This window comes from Bavariicoccus seileri WCC 4188, from assembly GCF_000421665.1.
Taxonomy (GTDB): Bacteria; Bacillota; Bacilli; order Lactobacillales; family Aerococcaceae; genus Bavariicoccus; species Bavariicoccus seileri.
On sequence record NZ_ATXL01000015.1, the window covers coordinates 1 to 18,273 of the forward strand.

At 34.4% G+C, this 18,273-nt stretch carries 12 protein-coding genes; 1 reads left to right on the forward strand and 11 read right to left on the reverse strand.

Annotated elements, in window-relative coordinates:
• Positions 1-406 precede the first annotated feature (406 nt).
• The 7 genes from H541_RS0104515 to H541_RS0104545 form a co-directional block, all read right to left on the reverse strand.
• Positions 407-823, reverse strand: coding sequence for a GNAT family N-acetyltransferase (locus H541_RS0104515; protein ID WP_022796155.1), 417 nt, complete (start codon positions 821-823; stop codon positions 407-409).
• A gap of 634 nt (positions 824-1,457) precedes the next feature.
• A complete protein-coding gene (locus H541_RS0104520; RefSeq protein WP_022796156.1) occupies positions 1,458-3,602 on the reverse strand; it encodes an AAA family ATPase in 2,145 nt (714 codons plus the stop codon).
• Positions 3,592-4,986 (reverse strand): DUF2130 domain-containing protein, encoded by a 1,395-nt coding sequence (locus H541_RS0104525; protein WP_022796157.1) that lies wholly within the window; start codon positions 4,984-4,986, stop codon positions 3,592-3,594. The genes H541_RS0104520 and H541_RS0104525 overlap by 11 nt, the downstream gene beginning before the upstream one ends.
• A 488-nt stretch (positions 4,987-5,474) precedes the next feature.
• Positions 5,475-9,497 (reverse strand): Eco57I restriction-modification methylase domain-containing protein, encoded by a 4,023-nt coding sequence (locus tag H541_RS12500; protein WP_052168261.1) that lies wholly within the window; start codon positions 9,495-9,497, stop codon positions 5,475-5,477.
• A 2-nt stretch (positions 9,498-9,499) separates the two neighbouring features.
• Entirely contained in the window at positions 9,500-10,447 is a 948-nt protein-coding gene (locus tag H541_RS0104535) for a hypothetical protein (RefSeq protein WP_022796158.1), read from the reverse strand.
• A 416-nt stretch (positions 10,448-10,863) separates the two neighbouring features.
• Positions 10,864-12,135 carry a 5-methylcytosine restriction system specificity protein McrC gene (locus tag H541_RS0104540; RefSeq protein WP_022796159.1) on the reverse strand — a complete coding sequence of 424 codons (1,272 nt, stop codon included), beginning with the start codon at positions 12,133-12,135 and terminating at the stop codon, positions 10,864-10,866.
• A 3-nt stretch (positions 12,136-12,138) separates the two neighbouring features.
• Positions 12,139-13,806 carry an McrB family protein gene (locus tag H541_RS0104545; RefSeq protein ID WP_022796160.1) on the reverse strand — a complete coding sequence of 556 codons (1,668 nt, stop codon included), beginning with the start codon at positions 13,804-13,806 and terminating at the stop codon, positions 12,139-12,141.
• Positions 13,807-14,292: 486 nt separating this feature from the next.
• Between H541_RS0104545 and H541_RS0104550 the strand changes: the two genes are divergently transcribed.
• On the forward strand, positions 14,293-14,493 hold the full coding sequence (locus H541_RS0104550) for a CHAP domain-containing protein (protein WP_022796161.1): 201 nt from the start codon (positions 14,293-14,295) through the stop codon (positions 14,491-14,493).
• A 112-nt stretch (positions 14,494-14,605) separates the two neighbouring features.
• Here the strand turns inward: H541_RS0104550 and H541_RS0104555 are convergent, their stop codons facing one another.
• The 4 genes from H541_RS0104555 to H541_RS0104570 all read right to left on the reverse strand — a co-directional run bounded on the left by H541_RS0104555 (position 14,606) and on the right by H541_RS0104570 (position 18,259).
• The gene (locus H541_RS0104555) at positions 14,606-15,376 is read right to left on the reverse strand and encodes an ABC transporter permease (RefSeq protein WP_002415744.1); all 771 of its coding nucleotides are present in this window, start codon (positions 15,374-15,376) and stop codon (positions 14,606-14,608) included.
• Positions 15,369-16,304, reverse strand: coding sequence for an ABC transporter ATP-binding protein (locus H541_RS0104560; RefSeq protein ID WP_022796162.1), 936 nt, complete (start codon positions 16,302-16,304; stop codon positions 15,369-15,371). Before H541_RS0104560 ends, H541_RS0104555 begins: the two co-directional genes overlap by 8 nt.
• A gap of 77 nt (positions 16,305-16,381) precedes the next feature.
• Positions 16,382-16,561, reverse strand: a complete 180-nt coding sequence (locus H541_RS0104565; protein ID WP_022796163.1) for a hypothetical protein — start codon at positions 16,559-16,561, stop codon at positions 16,382-16,384.
• Positions 16,562-16,585: 24 nt separating this feature from the next.
• Positions 16,586-18,259 (reverse strand): FAD-dependent oxidoreductase, encoded by a 1,674-nt coding sequence (locus H541_RS0104570; RefSeq protein ID WP_022796164.1) that lies wholly within the window; start codon positions 18,257-18,259, stop codon positions 16,586-16,588.
• Positions 18,260-18,273: the final 14 nt, after the last annotated feature.

Below are 18,273 nucleotides of genomic sequence, written 5' to 3' on the forward strand. Positions count from 1 at the left end.
TCGTTGTTACTACGATAGTTTTTATCGCTAGACAGACCTCCCCAGGTAAGGTGCGATAACCTTCCACTCATGTCACTGCCTCATTTACTAAATGGGATTCGTGCAGTATTGGACTTTGCTTTGTGTTGCAAGCTCGTCCGTCCCAATCCAGCCTCCATATGAGATTTCTGTTCGTCAGTGCGAGTATTTGCTTTCAGCTTCCTTCAGATTCCACCTCACGGTGGACACCCTTGCCTTCAGCTAACAGTTCCTACTGCCAAGCCTGTAGTGGACTTTCACCACCAAGTTATCGCCCATGCTGGGCGCACAACAAAGAAAAACCAACGACTCAATAGTTAGAGTCGTTGGTTTTTCAACATCATATAGTAAATAGTGTTGCAATATTTTCAAATACTTGTAATGATAGTCAATACTCCCGATAAAAAGCCACCGTGCTTCCATTATCAGCAGACTCGAACCCGCATTTTTCATAAAAATGACGAACATCTGGAGCATCCTCGGTTAACAGTACCTTTTGCCGAACATCAGGGTACATCGATAGCAATTGTTCCATCAATTGCTTCCCAATACCACGATTTTGAAACGTAGGCATGACTAGTATATCTTGAATGTATAAAATCGTCTCTCCATCGCCGACACCACGGATTAAACCAATTAACTGACTGTTATTATCACTATCATCCCATACTGTAATGACACTTAAAGATTGCCGAATAGCTTTCTGCAATTTATCTGGTTCTCGAGTATACGCCGTCCACCCCACGGTGTTATATAGCGCAAGAAGTTGACTTATCTTGATCTCTTTTTTATAACTGAATTTCATTATATTTTCTCCTCCTTTGATTACTGACTAAAATCAAAGGACAATCCACAATTTAACCATACGAACACCTCTTTATTCTGATAGTATACCTTTTAGCATTAAAGATGGATATAAACTAGTCTTAAACTCACATTAATTAGTTGATCATCTTGCGAAACAGTACTTGATGACTACACTCATCGTCACTGGACAACACTATATTGACACTCCCTTGATCCATTTCTATATTACTACAATTGTCTTTTGTTTATAGGTAGATTGTTGTGATAAGTGCTATCACAGTCGTCCAGGAAGATAGATACAAACGTTTGATTGATCACAGTCTTTGATTGAATTGCTGACACATCAGACGATTCAATTAATACATTGTTAGTTTTGAAAGCACAGCAATAACCACGGTGTATTTTACACAACATTAAGGACTTGACTTCAAGAAAGAAGTGACCTTATAAAGAAAAGTTAAGAATCATCAGAAAGGCTAAACATAGATTAAAAATTGGAACGTTTTTAGATGAGAGACAGTGGGTCAAAATCAGACTAGCGTGTGGCTCATTTTATAGTTGATGAACATACACAGATCACTTCGTCAGTATAGCCAATAAATAACCACCAAACCTTAAAAGAGTAATTTGAATTATGATGGCCAATATGCATTAAAATGATTATCAAATCCGTTATCAACAAAAATTGATTTAAAAATTGATTTTATTTCATCTTCTGATTTCCCATTTATATCCGCCTCGAGATCGTCAATTGAATGAGAATTTACATCCAATAATTTTTTTGCATCAGGATGGTTTCTATAAAATTTATTTTTATCCAAATTGTTAAATTTCTCGAAGCTTTCGCATATCCTTCTAATAGGATTTATCATAAATTCAGGTTTCCCACTATCATACAAAAATATCAATTCTTGCCACAACTGCTCATAATTCGTCTTAAAATCTTCTTTTTCACTATTTAATAGCTTAATTATTGTTTTGTCTCCTTTTCTAAAATGATAAAAGCAATTATTACTATAATTTCGTATACCATATTTTACATTTAAATAAAAATGATTATTATGAGTCATTATAACTTTGAAATCATTTTTGAATTTAGTATCTACTTCTTGCCCAAGTTCATTTTTTTTAGTATCTTTCAGAATATTCTGTAACTCAGTGATAATTAAATATTGCATAGTGTCGTCATTTGAGTTCATTGGATCATCAAAAATTATAATTTTTTGTTTATCGTTCTCGTTTTCAACATCCTCTAGAGAATATATGAAATATAAAAAAGCAATTATATTTTTTTCTCCCGTTGATATTCGACTTATTGGTCGTGTTTGATTATTTTCGTCCAGTATCTGGTAAGTCTCAACACCATTATTCTCAACTTTAACTAACTCTATGTCTTTTTTTCCAGATTTCTTTAACCTTTTATTGATTAAATTTACAATTTTTGATGTGTCTTTTTGTAAATTTTTCAAATCTCTAATCTCTTTGTTTTTATCGGCAACTTTCCTATTTATTGCAAGTGAATCCGGAATCAGTGCCTCCAAACTTTCTAGCTTATTTTTTTCAACTTCATAGTTGAATTTTTCACATTGCTTGTAAACCAAATGAAATTTAATCTGATCTTTAGCTTTTGCAATATTCTCGGATAAATTTGCTCCAAATTGATTGTTATCTGATATAAACCTATTTACCTTATTTTGTAGATGTTTAATATTAGGAGGCTCTATGTCTAAAGCATCATAAACTTCACTGATATTATTTTCCTTTTTCGATATTGATTTTTGAATTGTTTCGATAAATTCATTAATTTCTACTTCTTTTTGTAATATTTCATGATTAAGCTCGGCTGTTGAAAACTTCGCATAGAAGTCTTGTTGATTGAGCTTACTTAAAGTAATTTTTTCAAGTTTAAAGTTTGATATTTCTTTTTCTAACTTTTGATATTCCTCATTAAAATGTTGATTTAATCTTTCTAAACGTTCTTTTGTTATTATTCCTTGACAAAATAAGCACTTTTGTCCTTCCTCATGTAGTTGCTTACCCTGTCTAGCAAATTGTTCCTTTTCAGAACTATCTAATTCCTCACATTTGTTAGAAAACTTTACTGTTTTTGATAAGATCTTGTTTACTTTTACGAGGACTTCTTTCAAGTTAGGAACGGCTAAATGGTGAGCCACAGTATTTTTTTTTGAAACTTCTTTCATAGTTGCTTTCAACTCTTCAAGATTATCAACCCGTTTTCTCTTTTTTATATCTTTTTCAAACTTAGCTTTATTATAGTTAGGATCCACTTGATATTGTGTATTCTCTTTAATAGATTTTGAGGCTTTTTTATACCATGCTTCTATATTTTTTTTTGCTTGGTCGAAAACTTCTTTTGCCGAAGTAACTTTTTCCTCAATTAATTCTTGCTCCTCTTTTAACTTCTTGAGTTCACTCTCTGCAATCCTAATTTTTTCACCAACTTTTTTGTTTTCTCCACTCAAAGCGATTGCGTTTAATTTATTGTTCTCTCCGATTACACTTTCAAAACCTTGATAAATCCTTACATCATATTTTTCTTTTTGGTTTTCAGAAAAAACTCTCTCTCCATATTCTACCTTCTCAATCTGTTGCCCATCTTCATCGATTTCAATTTCAATATAATGCTTTTGAAGTTTTATTAAATCACATAGCGTAGATTTTCCGGAACCATTTTTTCCAAATATAAAATTTTTGCTTTTCAATTCAATCTCTTTATCAGAAAATATATTTCTTTTGCAAGATAAATCAATTATCAACGATATTCCCTCCACTCAATGCATCAAATTTATCTCGCATAGTTGGATTGTTTCTCACCAATTTCTTCACGGTCAAATCTTCAGCTTTATTATTGGCCAATCGTAAATTGTTTTCCGATGATAGAAGTGCATCCTTTGTCTTTTGTAAATGAGTTATTGTTTTATCAATTTCATCGATGGCTGTTTTAAATTTTCGGCTAGCTAGATCATAGTTTCGAGCAAAACCTTGTTTAAATGTCTGTAAATCATCTTCAAAATTGGTTATATCAATGTTTTGCTCACGAACTAACGCCAACTCTTGTTTGTACTGTAACGAATTAAGGGCGGCGTTTCTCAGCAAAGTGATGATTGGAATAAAGAATTGTGGTCTAATAACATACATTTTTTCATATTCATAAGAAACATCCACGATGCCATCGTTATACAGTTCATTATCTGCTTCCAGCATTGTAACTAAAATAGCATATTCACATTGCTTTTCACGACGGTCTTTATCTAACTCCTTAAGGAAATGCTCATTCTTTTTCTTAGTAGCCGTCTCATCACCTTCATTTTTCATTTCGAACATGATGGAGATAATTTCAGTGCCATTATCATCAGACTCCCGGTAGACATAATCACCCTTACTACCAGTCTTAATATCGTTATCTTTACCGAATTGAGCGTTTTTGAAAGCAGTCATTCTAAAGCGGTTAAACTCAATCTCACAATGCTGTTCAAGACTCTCCCCAACCATTTTAGTGGATTGCTTGGCTTTTAAGTCTTTATAAAAAGCGATTGTCTCTTCTTTTTGTTTAAGGGCACTTTCATAATTATCTTTGAGAGAATTTTTCTCTAACTCGTTTTCTTTGACTTGGAGTTTCAACTTCGTTTCAAGCTCCGATAAAGCCTTTTCATTTTTCGAAATAACTTGATTGATTTCTAGTTTCTTTTCACTATTTAATGATTCGATTTTTGAAGTTAATGCCACAATTTCTTTTTCTTTATCTGAAATCTTTGCTTGCATTATTTGCTCTACTTCTTTTTTTGCGATTTCTTTTTCAGTAGTGAAGATGGCAATTTGATTTTGAAGTTTAATCATTTCTTTTTCTTTATCTGCTAGAGCTTGCTGAATATCATACTCTTTTTGCTTTTCAAGAACTTCGGATTGGCTCTTTAATTCAGCAATTTGTTCGTCTTTTTTTGATAATTGCTTATCAAACTTGTTCTTGTTTTTTTCTTCAACTAGAGCAAGTTCACTAGTGTGTTGATGTTTAATATGCTCAAGTTTTTCGTGAATTTCTTCATTGAATTCTTTATTTCGCACTTGATTCAATATATCTGCATAGCCTGCCTCGTCAATGGTGAAGGCTTTGCCGCAGTGGGGGCACTTTATTTCGTTCATTCTCTTCTTTTTCTCCTTTCAGTACACTATCATTTACAAAATAATAAAGTAATTCTCCCATTATCCAAATAGCAACACTCTATATTTCATGATTTGATAGTCTTTTTCATTACAAAAGGTTGCTAAGTAAAATCCAAATCTAAAATATTTATGATTGAACATCGTTTTAGAAGTTTGGAAGAAATTACCCAGATAATAGAAAAGCTATAACCATAAGTATATAATCTATTTCATTTCTTGCACTTTATCGTTGATGAAGTGCCTTTCGCTTTCGGTTAAACTGTATTTTTGATATAGTTGCTTATTTATTTCATCCACTGGTTTTGACCAGTCAATGTCTGAATGTTTGGTAAAATCTTGCAAAGGAACAAGTTTATATGTAGTTGTAGAATGTTGTGTTACTTTCAAAATCCCAATTAGGACACGAAAGAACTTTGTTTTAATATATTTAATTAGATTTTCGGCTTCAGTTTTGCTTTCAAAATTCCCTATGCGCAAAAAAGTCTCCGTTGAAATTTGACCTGGCGTGCCAAATTACCGGACCCATATGCATAAGATATAAAAACCTTATACTTATCAATTGTTTCTTTCCCCAAAGGTATCGGATACTCTCGTGGTATAAATCTAGATACTCTTTTTTTCTTATATAATCCTATTATCTCAATATCAGTCGCGGCCCCGCGCTTTGTGGCGACCGGTGGCAAGCCGTATTTTACTTGGTTGCTAAAGAAGTCGGTGCGTAAGCCGTACGGCTTAAGCACCGACACGATTTTTTGCATATTTTCAACCTCTAAATTGCTTGCTACTGCCTTAACCTTCTTAAATATTGATTTTAGGTCAGTAAACGGTATAAATAATCCTAAATTTTCTGCATCTAAATAGTCAACACGAGTAGATACTTCGTTGTCAACAGCATTAACTGTTATTTTAGCTGGACCTGAATATTTATTATCCCGTAAAAAATATCCTACTCCACCTTTTATATCTGTATTCGGAAATACCATATCTGACTTTGTAAACATTTCGAACACTCTTATATGCCTGTCCGAAAGCATTTCTTTAGTGAAATTACCTAAACCCTTACCAGCACCTGATGTCCATCTTGTTGGCATAATCAAAGTCTGCACATCAGAGACAGCTTTTGCTAGATCGGTAAACAAGTTATAGAGCGGACTTGCACTAGCATTTGATGAACCATCATCACGCTTACCATTATCGTTTTCTTGATATGGAGGATTTCCTACAACTACATCAAATTTCATTACTCCAAAAGCCTCCTGTACTTTTTTTACAACAATGTCTACATTTTTTCTCATTGTTTTTACAATATTGGGAATATATCGGATATTAGTTTCTATATCTTTGTAACCAACTAGAGTTCTTTTCGTAATTGTCTTTGCCATTGGCGTTTTCGCAATTACATAAACGTTTTTCTTTAATATTTTCTGAATGATATTATCCTCATCATTTTTTGTAATTTTACCTGCATTATCTTCGACAAATTGCATTTGTCGTTTATAAAATAGACTCGTCGCAATGAATAATGGATACAATCCTGTTTTTGAGTTTATCTCTAAAAACTTGCTGTCAGATTTATAAGCATCATCAGTATCAGCTTTTGTAACCCAATTTAATGCTGGGCTTCCGTCAATTATAGTACTAATAAAATTTTTATCATAAAAAGACAATCCACCTATTGTTGAGACCAGTTGCATGTTAACTACTCTCCATGGAGTTAAAACTGTCTCCTTGTCTGGATTCTTGAACGTTCCTATCAACATTGCTATTTTTTCAGCACGTTCTGTGTAATTTAAATCATCATACGATTTTGCGCGGCTTCTAATAATTCGTCCCGCTTCAATAAACACTTCTGGATCATAATACTTAGCTTGTTCTTTAAAAAGTGCTTTGGTGGCACCTGCCGGCATAAACTCTTTCCATGAAACCTCATCCACTTCATTCACAAATGTATCTATATCTATATCCTTTGCAATATCAACTTCCATACCAAAAATCATTAATGGAATTCGGATTGAAATTCCCCTTAAAATAGATATAGCATTTCGTCTTTCCTTCTTTGCTTGATTCTGCTGATCAATAGCAGCTTGCTCTTCAGGCGTGCGTTGTCGTTTTGCTTTTTTCTTAGCTTTTTCAGCTCGTTCGTATTCTTCGTCAGTTAGTCCTTGTTCATTTACATTAACTTTTTTTGCTCCTTTTGATGCTCCCGTTTTACCCACAATTCCTCTTAACTTTTCAAATAACTCAGCAGCTTCGGGGTTGATTGTTAATAAAGCATCTGAATACAAGCTATCATCATCGAAACCTGAACGAACAGCTTTCTCCGCATAAACTTTCTTTAACTGTGTAAGCATGCGATCAACACTGAATGACTTCATTTTATTACCCGTCATTCCAATAATAGGTAAAAAGTTTAACATTTTATCCATTTTGTCTTTCTGCTCTTGAGTATTTCGTTTTCCTACTCCAGAGTTAATGGAGGCAGATTCAGCCATTACCGTAAGGGCTCTATCAGGTGCAAAGTCAAATATGTAGGCATTTTTTTTTTGTCCTTGAACTTCATTGGAGTATGGTGTTTGGGCACGAAAGGCAGCTTGTAAATAGTTCATTGCTGAATTAGTATTGTTTAAAAAAACCACTGCAGTCCATTCCTTCACATTTACCCCTGTAGTCAGTTTACGGACTGTTAATGTAATCGTCTTAGTTTCCCACGGTTTATCACTAATTGCGTTTCGAACTCGGATTAAATCAGGGTCATGTTTAGTGATCTCATCGTCATCCTTGCCAACAACATCGATTATTTTATATTCTTTACCAAAAATCGGATGTTTCTCCATTAGTTCTTTCAATGCTTTTGCTGCACTTATCCCAGGGAGTAACCATAAAGAATGTCTTAACTCATTACGGTATTTTTTTGTTGAAAAAGGGTAATTCGTCTTTGATTCTTTTACAATTTCATTTAAAAAACCATAAACATCCGATTCATGTTCAAAAGATCCGTTCTCTTTTACACGAAAAAACTCTTTAAAATTAAAAGCTTTGTTACTATCAGAATACTTCTCTTTATTGCCCATTTCAAAAGTAAACATGTTGACTTTTGGTAAGGATTCATAGGGATTTGGAAGTTCCGGTTTTTCAACAGACCAGCGTAGTTTTGCTTCTTGTTCCATGACATAGTCCCAAGTAAAAACCTGTTCTTCAGAATATTGATCAAGTATGTTAAATGGTGTACCCGAAAGCTCAAGTATTTTAGTATTTTCTTTCGCCACGGCTTTTTCAACATTTTGAGCCAATTCAGTCTGAGTGCCTTCATGGGCTTCATCAAAAACTATTAAGTCCCAATCAGTAGAGAAAACCAATTCATTTTTTTCCCCTTGTTTACCTCCAACTTGTTCAGAACCTCGTAGATCTTGAATACTAGCAAAATAAACAAACTTTTCATTATTTGAAATTAAACTATGAATGCTCTCTCCTTTTTTTGACCCATATCTATAACCCGCTTTTTCCATTTCAAGTTTAGTAAAATCATCATACCAAGAATCAGAAACAACTGGCCTGTGAGTTAAAATCAAGACCGATTTATACCCTTCGTCTTTAATTAATTGGTATGCTGATAAAGTTTTTCCGAAACGCATTTTTGCATTCCATAGCATACGATTCTTTGTCTTAAATACTTGCCTAGTTTGGTTAACTGCCGCTTTTTGTTCAGGTCGAAGAATAATTTTGCTTTTATCAATAACCGGTCCATCAATGACTTCGCGGTTTTCTTTAGCCGCCTCAATTGCCTTTTTTGCAACTTCAAGGCTTACTTTCCACCATTCATTGCCCTTAACTGCTTTATTTTTTTTATATCCTGAACGTTTAAGAACCTCATGAACATCTTGATCTCTAAACCACGGATTTAGATTATCTCCAGGCCTAAATGCCAGTTCCACCCAATCAATTTTATAAGGAACACCTGAAGTCGTCATGTAGGAACTTATCCTGGAATCTGCTTGACTCTTTAGATATTCACTATTTGGTTGAAAATCAAATGGATTAAGACTGTTATCAGCTGTAGTATCACCTATTTTTTCAGAACCTGAATAGACACTCCAGTTTCCAGTGGAATTGTCAGCTGTTTGAACATAAACTATTTTTCTTTCGTTTGTTTGATATAACTCTGTTACTTCTGGATTTTCAAAATCATTTTTAACGTCATGACCAGAGTTAATAGAAATTTGTTTTAAGGACTGATGCAAAACCTGTAGTCTATTCAGAGCATCTTTTTGCAAATCATCGTAAGAAAAGTTTGTTAATGGCTCAGCAACAAGATTCTTTGATACCAGTTCATCTTCAAACTTGTTTGCTTGTTCGATTGCTTTTTCAAAATCTCCTTGTATATAAAAGTCTTCAATATATTTTGCTCGATCATAGTACTTCTGCTTTAGATCCCAATCTAGAAGTAGAAATTCAAAATTAGTTGTATATGATCTGTTTGCAACCAGACTCATACTTATCTCACTCCTTTATCGAAAAATTCCATTCTATTAGTATCCCAATTCATTATTTTGACTCTTATTCCCGATTTAATAATCCATTTTTCTTCAGGCTCCTCATCTTCAAACAAGGACATTTGGTTAACAACAACTTTTTCCCTCTTTTCAGTCAATGGAATGGTGTATTTCAGTCCATCCATTTGAAAAACGTTATAGCTAATAATTTCAGCTATATCCTCAAATAAACCGTACAATGGTTCTTCCAACCATTTTTCAACATAATAATCTCTGTAGGTATAAAGTAAGTTTTCACGTGCCAATAACAATGAATCCCCATTCCATTCAAAGCCATAACTCGCTTTGTAGGACTCTACGACAAGACGTTGCCATTCTGCTTTATCTGAGACTTCTTCATTAATACGTCTCAACTTACGATCAACGAATCCGACACGATCAGAAAGCGCAACGATTTTACCTGTTTCCATATCATAACGAGTCGTCATATAGGGCGCTTCTCCACAAGCAATCTCCAACCATTTTCGCTTGGCGTATGTTTCGAGATCGTCATTTAAAAAACTCTTATCCACTTCATCATTTTGCTTTTTTACGATCCACGTAGGAGTGAAAACTTCAGCTTTTGATTTAGTCCGCTCTTTTTGCACAAGTTTTGATTTAACTGCCCTAGGCTTAATGATATTACCCATTTGACCAGTTACTAGTTCTGGCTTCATTTGTGCAGTAGCTGAATATGCTTTTACGCCATATCTGATATAATTTTCGTTCGCCCAAATAATATTTTTCGTTTTCTTAGGGGTTGTCTTTGTTCTATCAATTAGGAGGACATTTAGAATATTTGGCATATCCTCACGAATGATATTTTCAAGAATATCAGAGGAAAGTTGTTCTTCTAGGGTGTCATAACTTTCATTGGCATTTACAAACTTATTTTTCTCATTGCTACCCAATACCTTGCCCCTCCTATATTATTATTCTTAGAATATATTATATCACGTTAATTTACGATAATCCTTACTCAACTTGATTTTTTCAACAATTATTATACTTTTTATTCTGAAATCAAGTAAAATCTTTTTGGCTATAACTACATGCGAAAAAAGCTAGTAATAATAGATTTTGGAATAATCACTACTAGTCTCAATAATCTATATAACCCACACTTTCCTCCAGGCAGCCTTAATGATATGATTGCGCAATTTATTGTTATCATCTTTTCAAGCTCTTGTCCTAAAGCTAGTGGTTCAATCCTTTTTAAGTATTTACATAGGTGCTGGCACTGAGCTACTACAGTCGAGTAGTTGGCTTTATTCTGCACTATTTTAAATTTTATTTTCTATATCCAAGCACATAAAAAGCTCTTCACCTAATTAAGGCTCAGAGCTTTCAGTTTATTTTCACTATTTTCTATTTGTTTGACAAAATCATCATAGTCATTATAATCCTGGGGAATACCAAATCTATAAGTGAACAATTCTCCACCAAATCCAGCCATATTCCCCAGTTTTTGATATCCAGATTCAAACTGACTTGGCTGCAAAAATCCGCCCTTTTCTGAACGCATGAGATGAATATACGTTGCTAATTGATTATAGTCATTTCGTTTATCAAGATTTCGTTTATACTTTGTATCAATTGGAATACCATCACATTCAAAATCCGGATAACGGTGTTGTTGAGCATCATTACCCAACCGACTAAAAAAGTTTAAAGTCGCTAAATCACTTCGTCTTCCATAATGTTTCCACCCTGTAATCTTCCAAATATATTCTTCCCAAAGCCAAGCAACATCAATAATAATGCCATGAACTTTAGTCTCACCATTTCCAAAACCACTTTTATCTTCATTTAGAATCTGAATACACAATCGTTGTAGAGCCGCATATTCCGTAAAATAACCATGTTTCACTCGCTTGACCCTATTTTCTTGGACCACTCGCTGTCTATCAAAACGAGAATAGTTACCCGTAATCCTTTTAATCGTTCTCACTGACTCCCTAGTATCTTCGTTTACCAGTATAAAATCATAAGCAAGTTGAATTTTTTCAATCGTATGTCTAATTAACTCTGTCATGTTATTATCATAGCTAAACTCACGTGTACGATAAGCTACTTTACCAGTAAAAGGAACATTTCCTTTAATATGGCGACTAATCTCAATTGGTCCTTTGATGTTAGCATCATCATATTTCTTGTTGACGTATTCTTTGTAAACACCCTTTGATAAGGCTCTATTTAAATAATACGGAAATAGAAATACCAGTAAATCGTAGTAAGACATCTCATTTGATAAACCAAGTTTGCTATTCACTACATTGTAATTTAGGACTCTTTGCAGCATATAACGCAAAAAATAATCTTCTTCATTAGTTTGACTAAAACGGGAATTTATCCTTAACTCATCATTGCCATCACTAAGGATTCCAACAATGTTGCAAGTTCGTGTTGCGTCATTTTTCTGAGTAAAAATAAAATTGTCACCATTCAAGTCAACTGATTGTGAGAGTTGCTCTGGAAAAACAAGAAAGTTCTCTTTTTCAAGAACAGATAAGTCCTTATTCGCCAGTTTGGTCACTATCGGATGGTCTGACAACTCATCAATGGACGAGTTATCTTTGACAGGAACTAGTTTTACCATAAACTAGTCCTCCTCTGGCATAGCGAAATAAGCATCTTCCAAGTATTTTAATTTTCTTTCCGACTCATGTTCACCTCTGAAGTAGTCAGTCAACAATGGAAATAATTTATTATCCCACAATGCTCTAATGGCCTCACTAGAAGTGCCCTCTTCATCAATCGTTAAAAAGTAACTTGCACCAATTTGATAATCTTTCGTTAGACCACCTTTAGTTTTGTCGATTATTGCCTCATTTATACGAGTCATCAAAGCCTTAGTTTCATCATTCTTCAGCATACTATTGGCCGACTGTTCAGCACTTATTTCTATAAAGGTGAAACGACGGCGCATAGCAAAGTCAAAAGTATCCACCGAGCGATCAATATCATTCATAGTTCCTATGATATAAACATTTTGGGGAATAAAGAACTTTTCGTCTTGATCTTCATGCAGGTTTGAATATTGGGTCAAAACACCACCTCTTAGACCACGATAACCTGGATCTAAAGAGAAAAAGAGCTCTCCAAAAATTTTGCTTATTTCACCTCGATTTATCTCATCGATAATAAAAACATAAGGTTTAGTATTTCCGACTAGGGTGTCATCTGTCAATTTATGCTTAAGATATTTGTCATCAGCTCGCTCACAAAAAGCTTTAAATATACCAGGCTCTAGCTCAAAACCAACTTCTATCCCTGTGCTGGTTGGTCTAAGTCCTTCAACAAAATCGGTATAATCATAGCTCGGATGAAATTGGACAAAACCTAGTTGTTTACTCTCCTCAACCGTTAGATTCTCAATATCAGCAGTTCTACCACTAGAAATTATACATGTGGCGATTTGTTGTGCGAGATATGTCTTTCCAGTACCCGGAGCACCACGAAGGACAATATTTTTTGCTTGCAATAGCAGATTATTATACTCATTCAGATGTGAGACATCTTCTTGACTGCCAGTCTCTGATAATTGCTTATCTTTCTCACTTGATTGCAAAACTGCATTTCTGAAACGCCAAAGAACGGGGGACAATAGCTTTCCATCTAACTCGGTATGACGTTTCGATATAGCAGTGGTAATGTCAAAGTTTTGCTTGTAAACACCACCAATCTCTTCAAGAGCTACTAGTTTTCCCCAAACCGTTTTCTGATCCTTATTCATATTTATGCCAGAAAAAATTGGTTTTTCCGAATAAGCACACAACAATTTCATCACGATTGCTGGCCGACTATAAAAAGAATTCTTCTTTGTGAACGATATATCGTTGAAAGACTGTAAAATTCCGGATGTAATAATTTCTATGAGATCAGTCTTAAGAGAAGAGAACTTTGTTTGTACTTCAGACTCTGGGATTGACTGGTTGTTCTGGTTAAAATAGGTGCCACTCTTATTATTCCAATAAATACCAAACTTTCTTGCGTTCCCCCCACGAATACCTAAATACATATCAGCGTACTTTCCATATTCAAGTTCATAGCAAAACGATTTGCTTTGGGCTCCTTTCCCTGCGACGTACTCATCTATAGTCATATCACGTAGTCTTTCAAGAGGCCACTCATTCAAAAAGTCATTAACTAAAGATTGATTTTTCTCATTCCAAATTTTTGCTTCTTGTAACAAGCTCTCTTTCCTTTCGAGATACCATCGAGAAAATCCCTCAAGGCTAACATCAATAATCGCTTTTTCAACTACCATCAACAACCACTCCATCCACGATTTATTATATAACTTAATTCTAACACAGCTGCTGGATATATGTTGCTAATGAGTTAAAGGACTTTCTGATTAATGGCATTACCTGATTTTACATATTAAATCGTTCCAAAAAAACTTAATTTATGTATTGGTCTATTCTAAATGGTCCTATTATTTTCTTACACCTTTGTCAATCAATTTACCGACGGTCCCATATGACAGGAACAAAAATAGTTGGGATTGTCATTTGTACCATACTTGTAGCAGTTGGACTATTAGGAGTTTTTGCTTACATGAAGAAGAATTAAACATTGACATTCCCAATTTAGAATTATTGGGTGTGACTAAGCTTCCTGGAAGTATTTTAACTCACACTCACAATTTATGAATATTTATAAAATCTAAACCTACGAATACAAAAAAAGAAACGCCGAAGCGTTTACCAAAGTGATTTTAGAGTAACAACACTATTTGACGTAGAACCGGTTGGGAAAAGGTAATTTGCCTAAAAGTGGTAATATCGTCTTTTTTGACTGGGATGGTGATTCTGTTAGCGACCATGTAGGAATTGTTGAGAAAGTAGAAAATAACATTGTTTACACAATTGAAAGTAATTCAGGAGACAAAATTGCTAAACTAAGTTATGAAAAAAACAGTCCTTATATCATGGGATATGGGACACCATAATCAAATTCTTTGATACATTAAAATACAATCTTCATGAAATAAAATAAAAAAGCTCTTATCTCCACAAATATTTTAGAGGTAAGAGCTAATTCTAATAACTGTCTTTTAATTATTAACTTCTTAATCCCTTTCCTTTATCTACTAAATAATAACAAATTGCATAAAGAACGATGATAAAAAGGATTAATATTGTAATTGAAACCATAATTGGTACATCTGTCGTTCCAAGAAATCCATAACGAAATCCTGAAATCATATAAACAATTGGATTAATTTTCGATACTGCCTGCCAGAATGGCGGCAACATTGAAATGGCGTAAAATACACCACCTAAATAAGTTAATGGCTGTAAAACAAATGTTGGTACAATTGAAACATCATCATAAGATTGTGCAAAAACACCATTAATTAAGCCTGCTAATGAAAATAAAATTGCAGTCATCAATAATGTAATCACCACAATAAACCATGAATAAACATGAAGTGGAACAAAAAATAGAGAAATGACTGTAACCAATGTCCCAACTAAGATACTCCTACCCAGTCCACCAATAACAAATCCCCAAATAATAACATGTGTGGGTACAGGTGCAACTAATAGCTCTTCAATATTCTTTTGGAATTTTTGAGAAAAGAAAGAGGAAGAAACATTTGCGTAAGAACTTGTGATTGCAGACATCATAATTAAACCTGGTACAATAAATTCCATATAGGAGAAGCCGCCCATATCACCAATACGACCACCAATCATTTTTCCAAAAATAACAAAATATAATGAGGTCGTAATAACAGGAGGCACTAAAGTTTGTACCCATATCCGTAGGTAACGGTTGGTTTCCTTAACTGCTAAGCTTTTAAGTGCTGTAAAGTAGATACTAAACATTTTTCTCCTCCTTTTGATGTTTGTCTTCGGTAATTTTTAAGAACAACTCTTCCAATCTATTTGATTTATTGCGCATAGAAAGAACCTTGATATTTTGCTGATTGAGCTGCTCAAAAATATTATTAACTCCCTGATTTCGTTCAACTTCTATAGCAAGTGTTAGATCATCTTCAAAAAAGTGCTTATAACCTTTTATCACAGGCTTTTTGTCGTGGCTATCTAAATCAAAAATGAAAGTCTCATATTGTAGTTTTGATAGAAGTGCTTTCATACTTGTATTCTCAATTAGCTCACCTGATTGAATAATTCCAATGTTACGACAAAGCATCTCTGCTTCTTCTAAATAATGAGTTGTAAGAATGATTGTTGTGCCACTTTCATTTAACTCTTTTAAAAATGCCCACATTTCTCTTCTAAGCTCAATGTCCACTCCAGCAGTTGGTTCATCAAGAATTAGCAGACGTGGCTCGTGCATTAATGCTCGAGCTATCATAAGTCTTCGTTTCATCCCTCCAGATAACATACGGGCACGAACGTTTCTTTTCTCCCATAAATTGGACTGCTTCAAATACTTTTCACTACGTTTCAGTGCCTCTTTTCTTGAGACACCATAATATCCTGCTTGATTTACTACAATTTGTTGAACCGTTTCAAACGGATTAAAATTAAATTCCTGTGGCACAAGACCAATCTGTTGCTTTGCTCGCTCTAAATCATTATCAATATCATAATCAAAAACCTTTACTTGACCAGCAGTCTTATTAACAAGTGAGGTAATAATTCCATTTGTTGTTGATTTTCCAGCACCGTTTGGACCTAGCAGTGCATAAAAATCTCCTTCTTCTACAGTTAAATCAATACCACGCAGCGCCTCAACACCGGTCGCATATACTTTTTTTAAGCCTTTTAAATCTAGTGCATAGCTCATTTACTCATTACCTCCTTACTCATATTTCTTTTGTCAAAAAACAAATGCAGTCAAGGTGCAACTGCATTTGCGACAAACTATTTTCTGTCTTCTTTAGCTTTAGATTCTCTTTTTTTAGCTAAAACATATAGAACCACAACAATTATAACAAAATTTACAAATATACTAACATTTATTTGATAGTTTAATAGTTTGGCAGCGAGGAAAGCTCCCAAGATACCAGCAAGTCTTGCCAGCGCTCCTTTTTCTTCTGTCATCTATTTAATCCCTTCATCATTAAATCAGTTAGAGGCGAGCATTTGGGCAATTATCTGGTAATTTTTATTTCCTCCAGATAAATTATAGACTTCTTTAAATCCTTCGTTTAACAGGATATTTTGAGCAGCATTTCCAGTTACGCCCTTATTGCAATACGTGATTGTTGTTACATTTTTATCTAGTTCCGCCACTCTATCACGTATTTCTGCTAATGGAATATGGATAGCCCCTTTAACACAAGAAATTTCATATTGTTTTTTGGAACGAGTATCAACAATTTGCAATTGTTCTCCACTTGCTTGTCGCTCAATCAATTCAGCTGGGGTCATTAAAGGTGTTCCATTGCTTATTGCATTATCTAACGCCATTCCAGTATAAAGAACGGGGTCTTTCGTTGTCGCAAATGGTGGTGCATAAGCAAGGTCTAAATGGAACAAATCTTCTGCTACTGCACCAAATGAAATTGCAGTGGCAATTACGTCGATTCGTTTATCTACACCTTGCTCTCCAATAATCTGAGCCCCAAGAATTCTCCCGCTACTTTTATCTGCTAAAGCTTTGATTGTCAGCTCTTTTCCACCTAAGTAGTCCGCATGATCTGGCTTAATATTATAAAGAATAGCTGTCTCTAATCCTTCTAATTGAGCTTCTTTTTCTGTTAAACCAGTATATGCAACCGCTAAATCAAAAACTCGAACAATACCCGTTCCTAAAATACCACGATGTTCCAGTGTTCCTCCAGTGATGATATCACCAGCAATTCTACCCATCTTATTAGCAGTTGATCCAAGTGGACGATATATTGGTTTATCTGTAATGACAGAATAGCTCTCAGCAACATCTCCTACCGCATAAATATGTGGTACCGTTGTCTGCATTTTCTTATTCACTTTAATCGCACCAGATTTTCCCAATTGAATAGTTGTCGATTGAATAAGTGAAGTATTCGGAGTAACACCAGCTGCAAGAATGACTAAATCCGATTTGATTGTTTGCTCTTGATTGGTTGCTAATTCAGTAATATAGCCATCCTTCTCTATTACTTTTGTGATTGTTGTATTCAGTTGGAGCTTAACATGATTCTTTTCAAGCTCCTTTTGGACACGATAAGCCATATCAGCATCCATTTGTTTCATGACTTGATTGCCACGTTGAATAATAGTTACCTCTATTCCTTTATGAACCAATTGCTCTGCCATTTCTAATCCAATAAAGCCTGCACCAATAATAGTAGCTTGTTGTGGCTTTTCTTTTTCAATAAATGAGTGAATGGCAGCAGCATCTTGAATAGTACGAACATGAAAAAGATTTCTATTAGCTTGCTTTGCTTTAAAAATCTCTGGCACAATCGGTTTGGCTCCTGTTGCTAAAACCAATTCATCATAGGATTCGGTTTTCTTCTCCTTTGTTTGAAGATTCTCAACCTCAAGCGTTTGAGTTTCAGGATGAATAGCTGTCACTCGATGCTCTGTAAAAATATCTACATTATAACGCTTTTTAAACCATGCAGCATTTCTAGGGGTCAACTTATCTAACTCTTCAACTTCTTCTCCTATATAATAAGGAATCCCGCAAATTGAATAGGAAATATCCTTGTCTTGGTCGTAGACAACAATCTCTGCTTCCTCTGTATTTCGTCTAGCCTTTGCAGCCACACTTGTCCCAGCTGCTACTGAACCAATAATCACAATTTTCATAAAGATGCCTCATT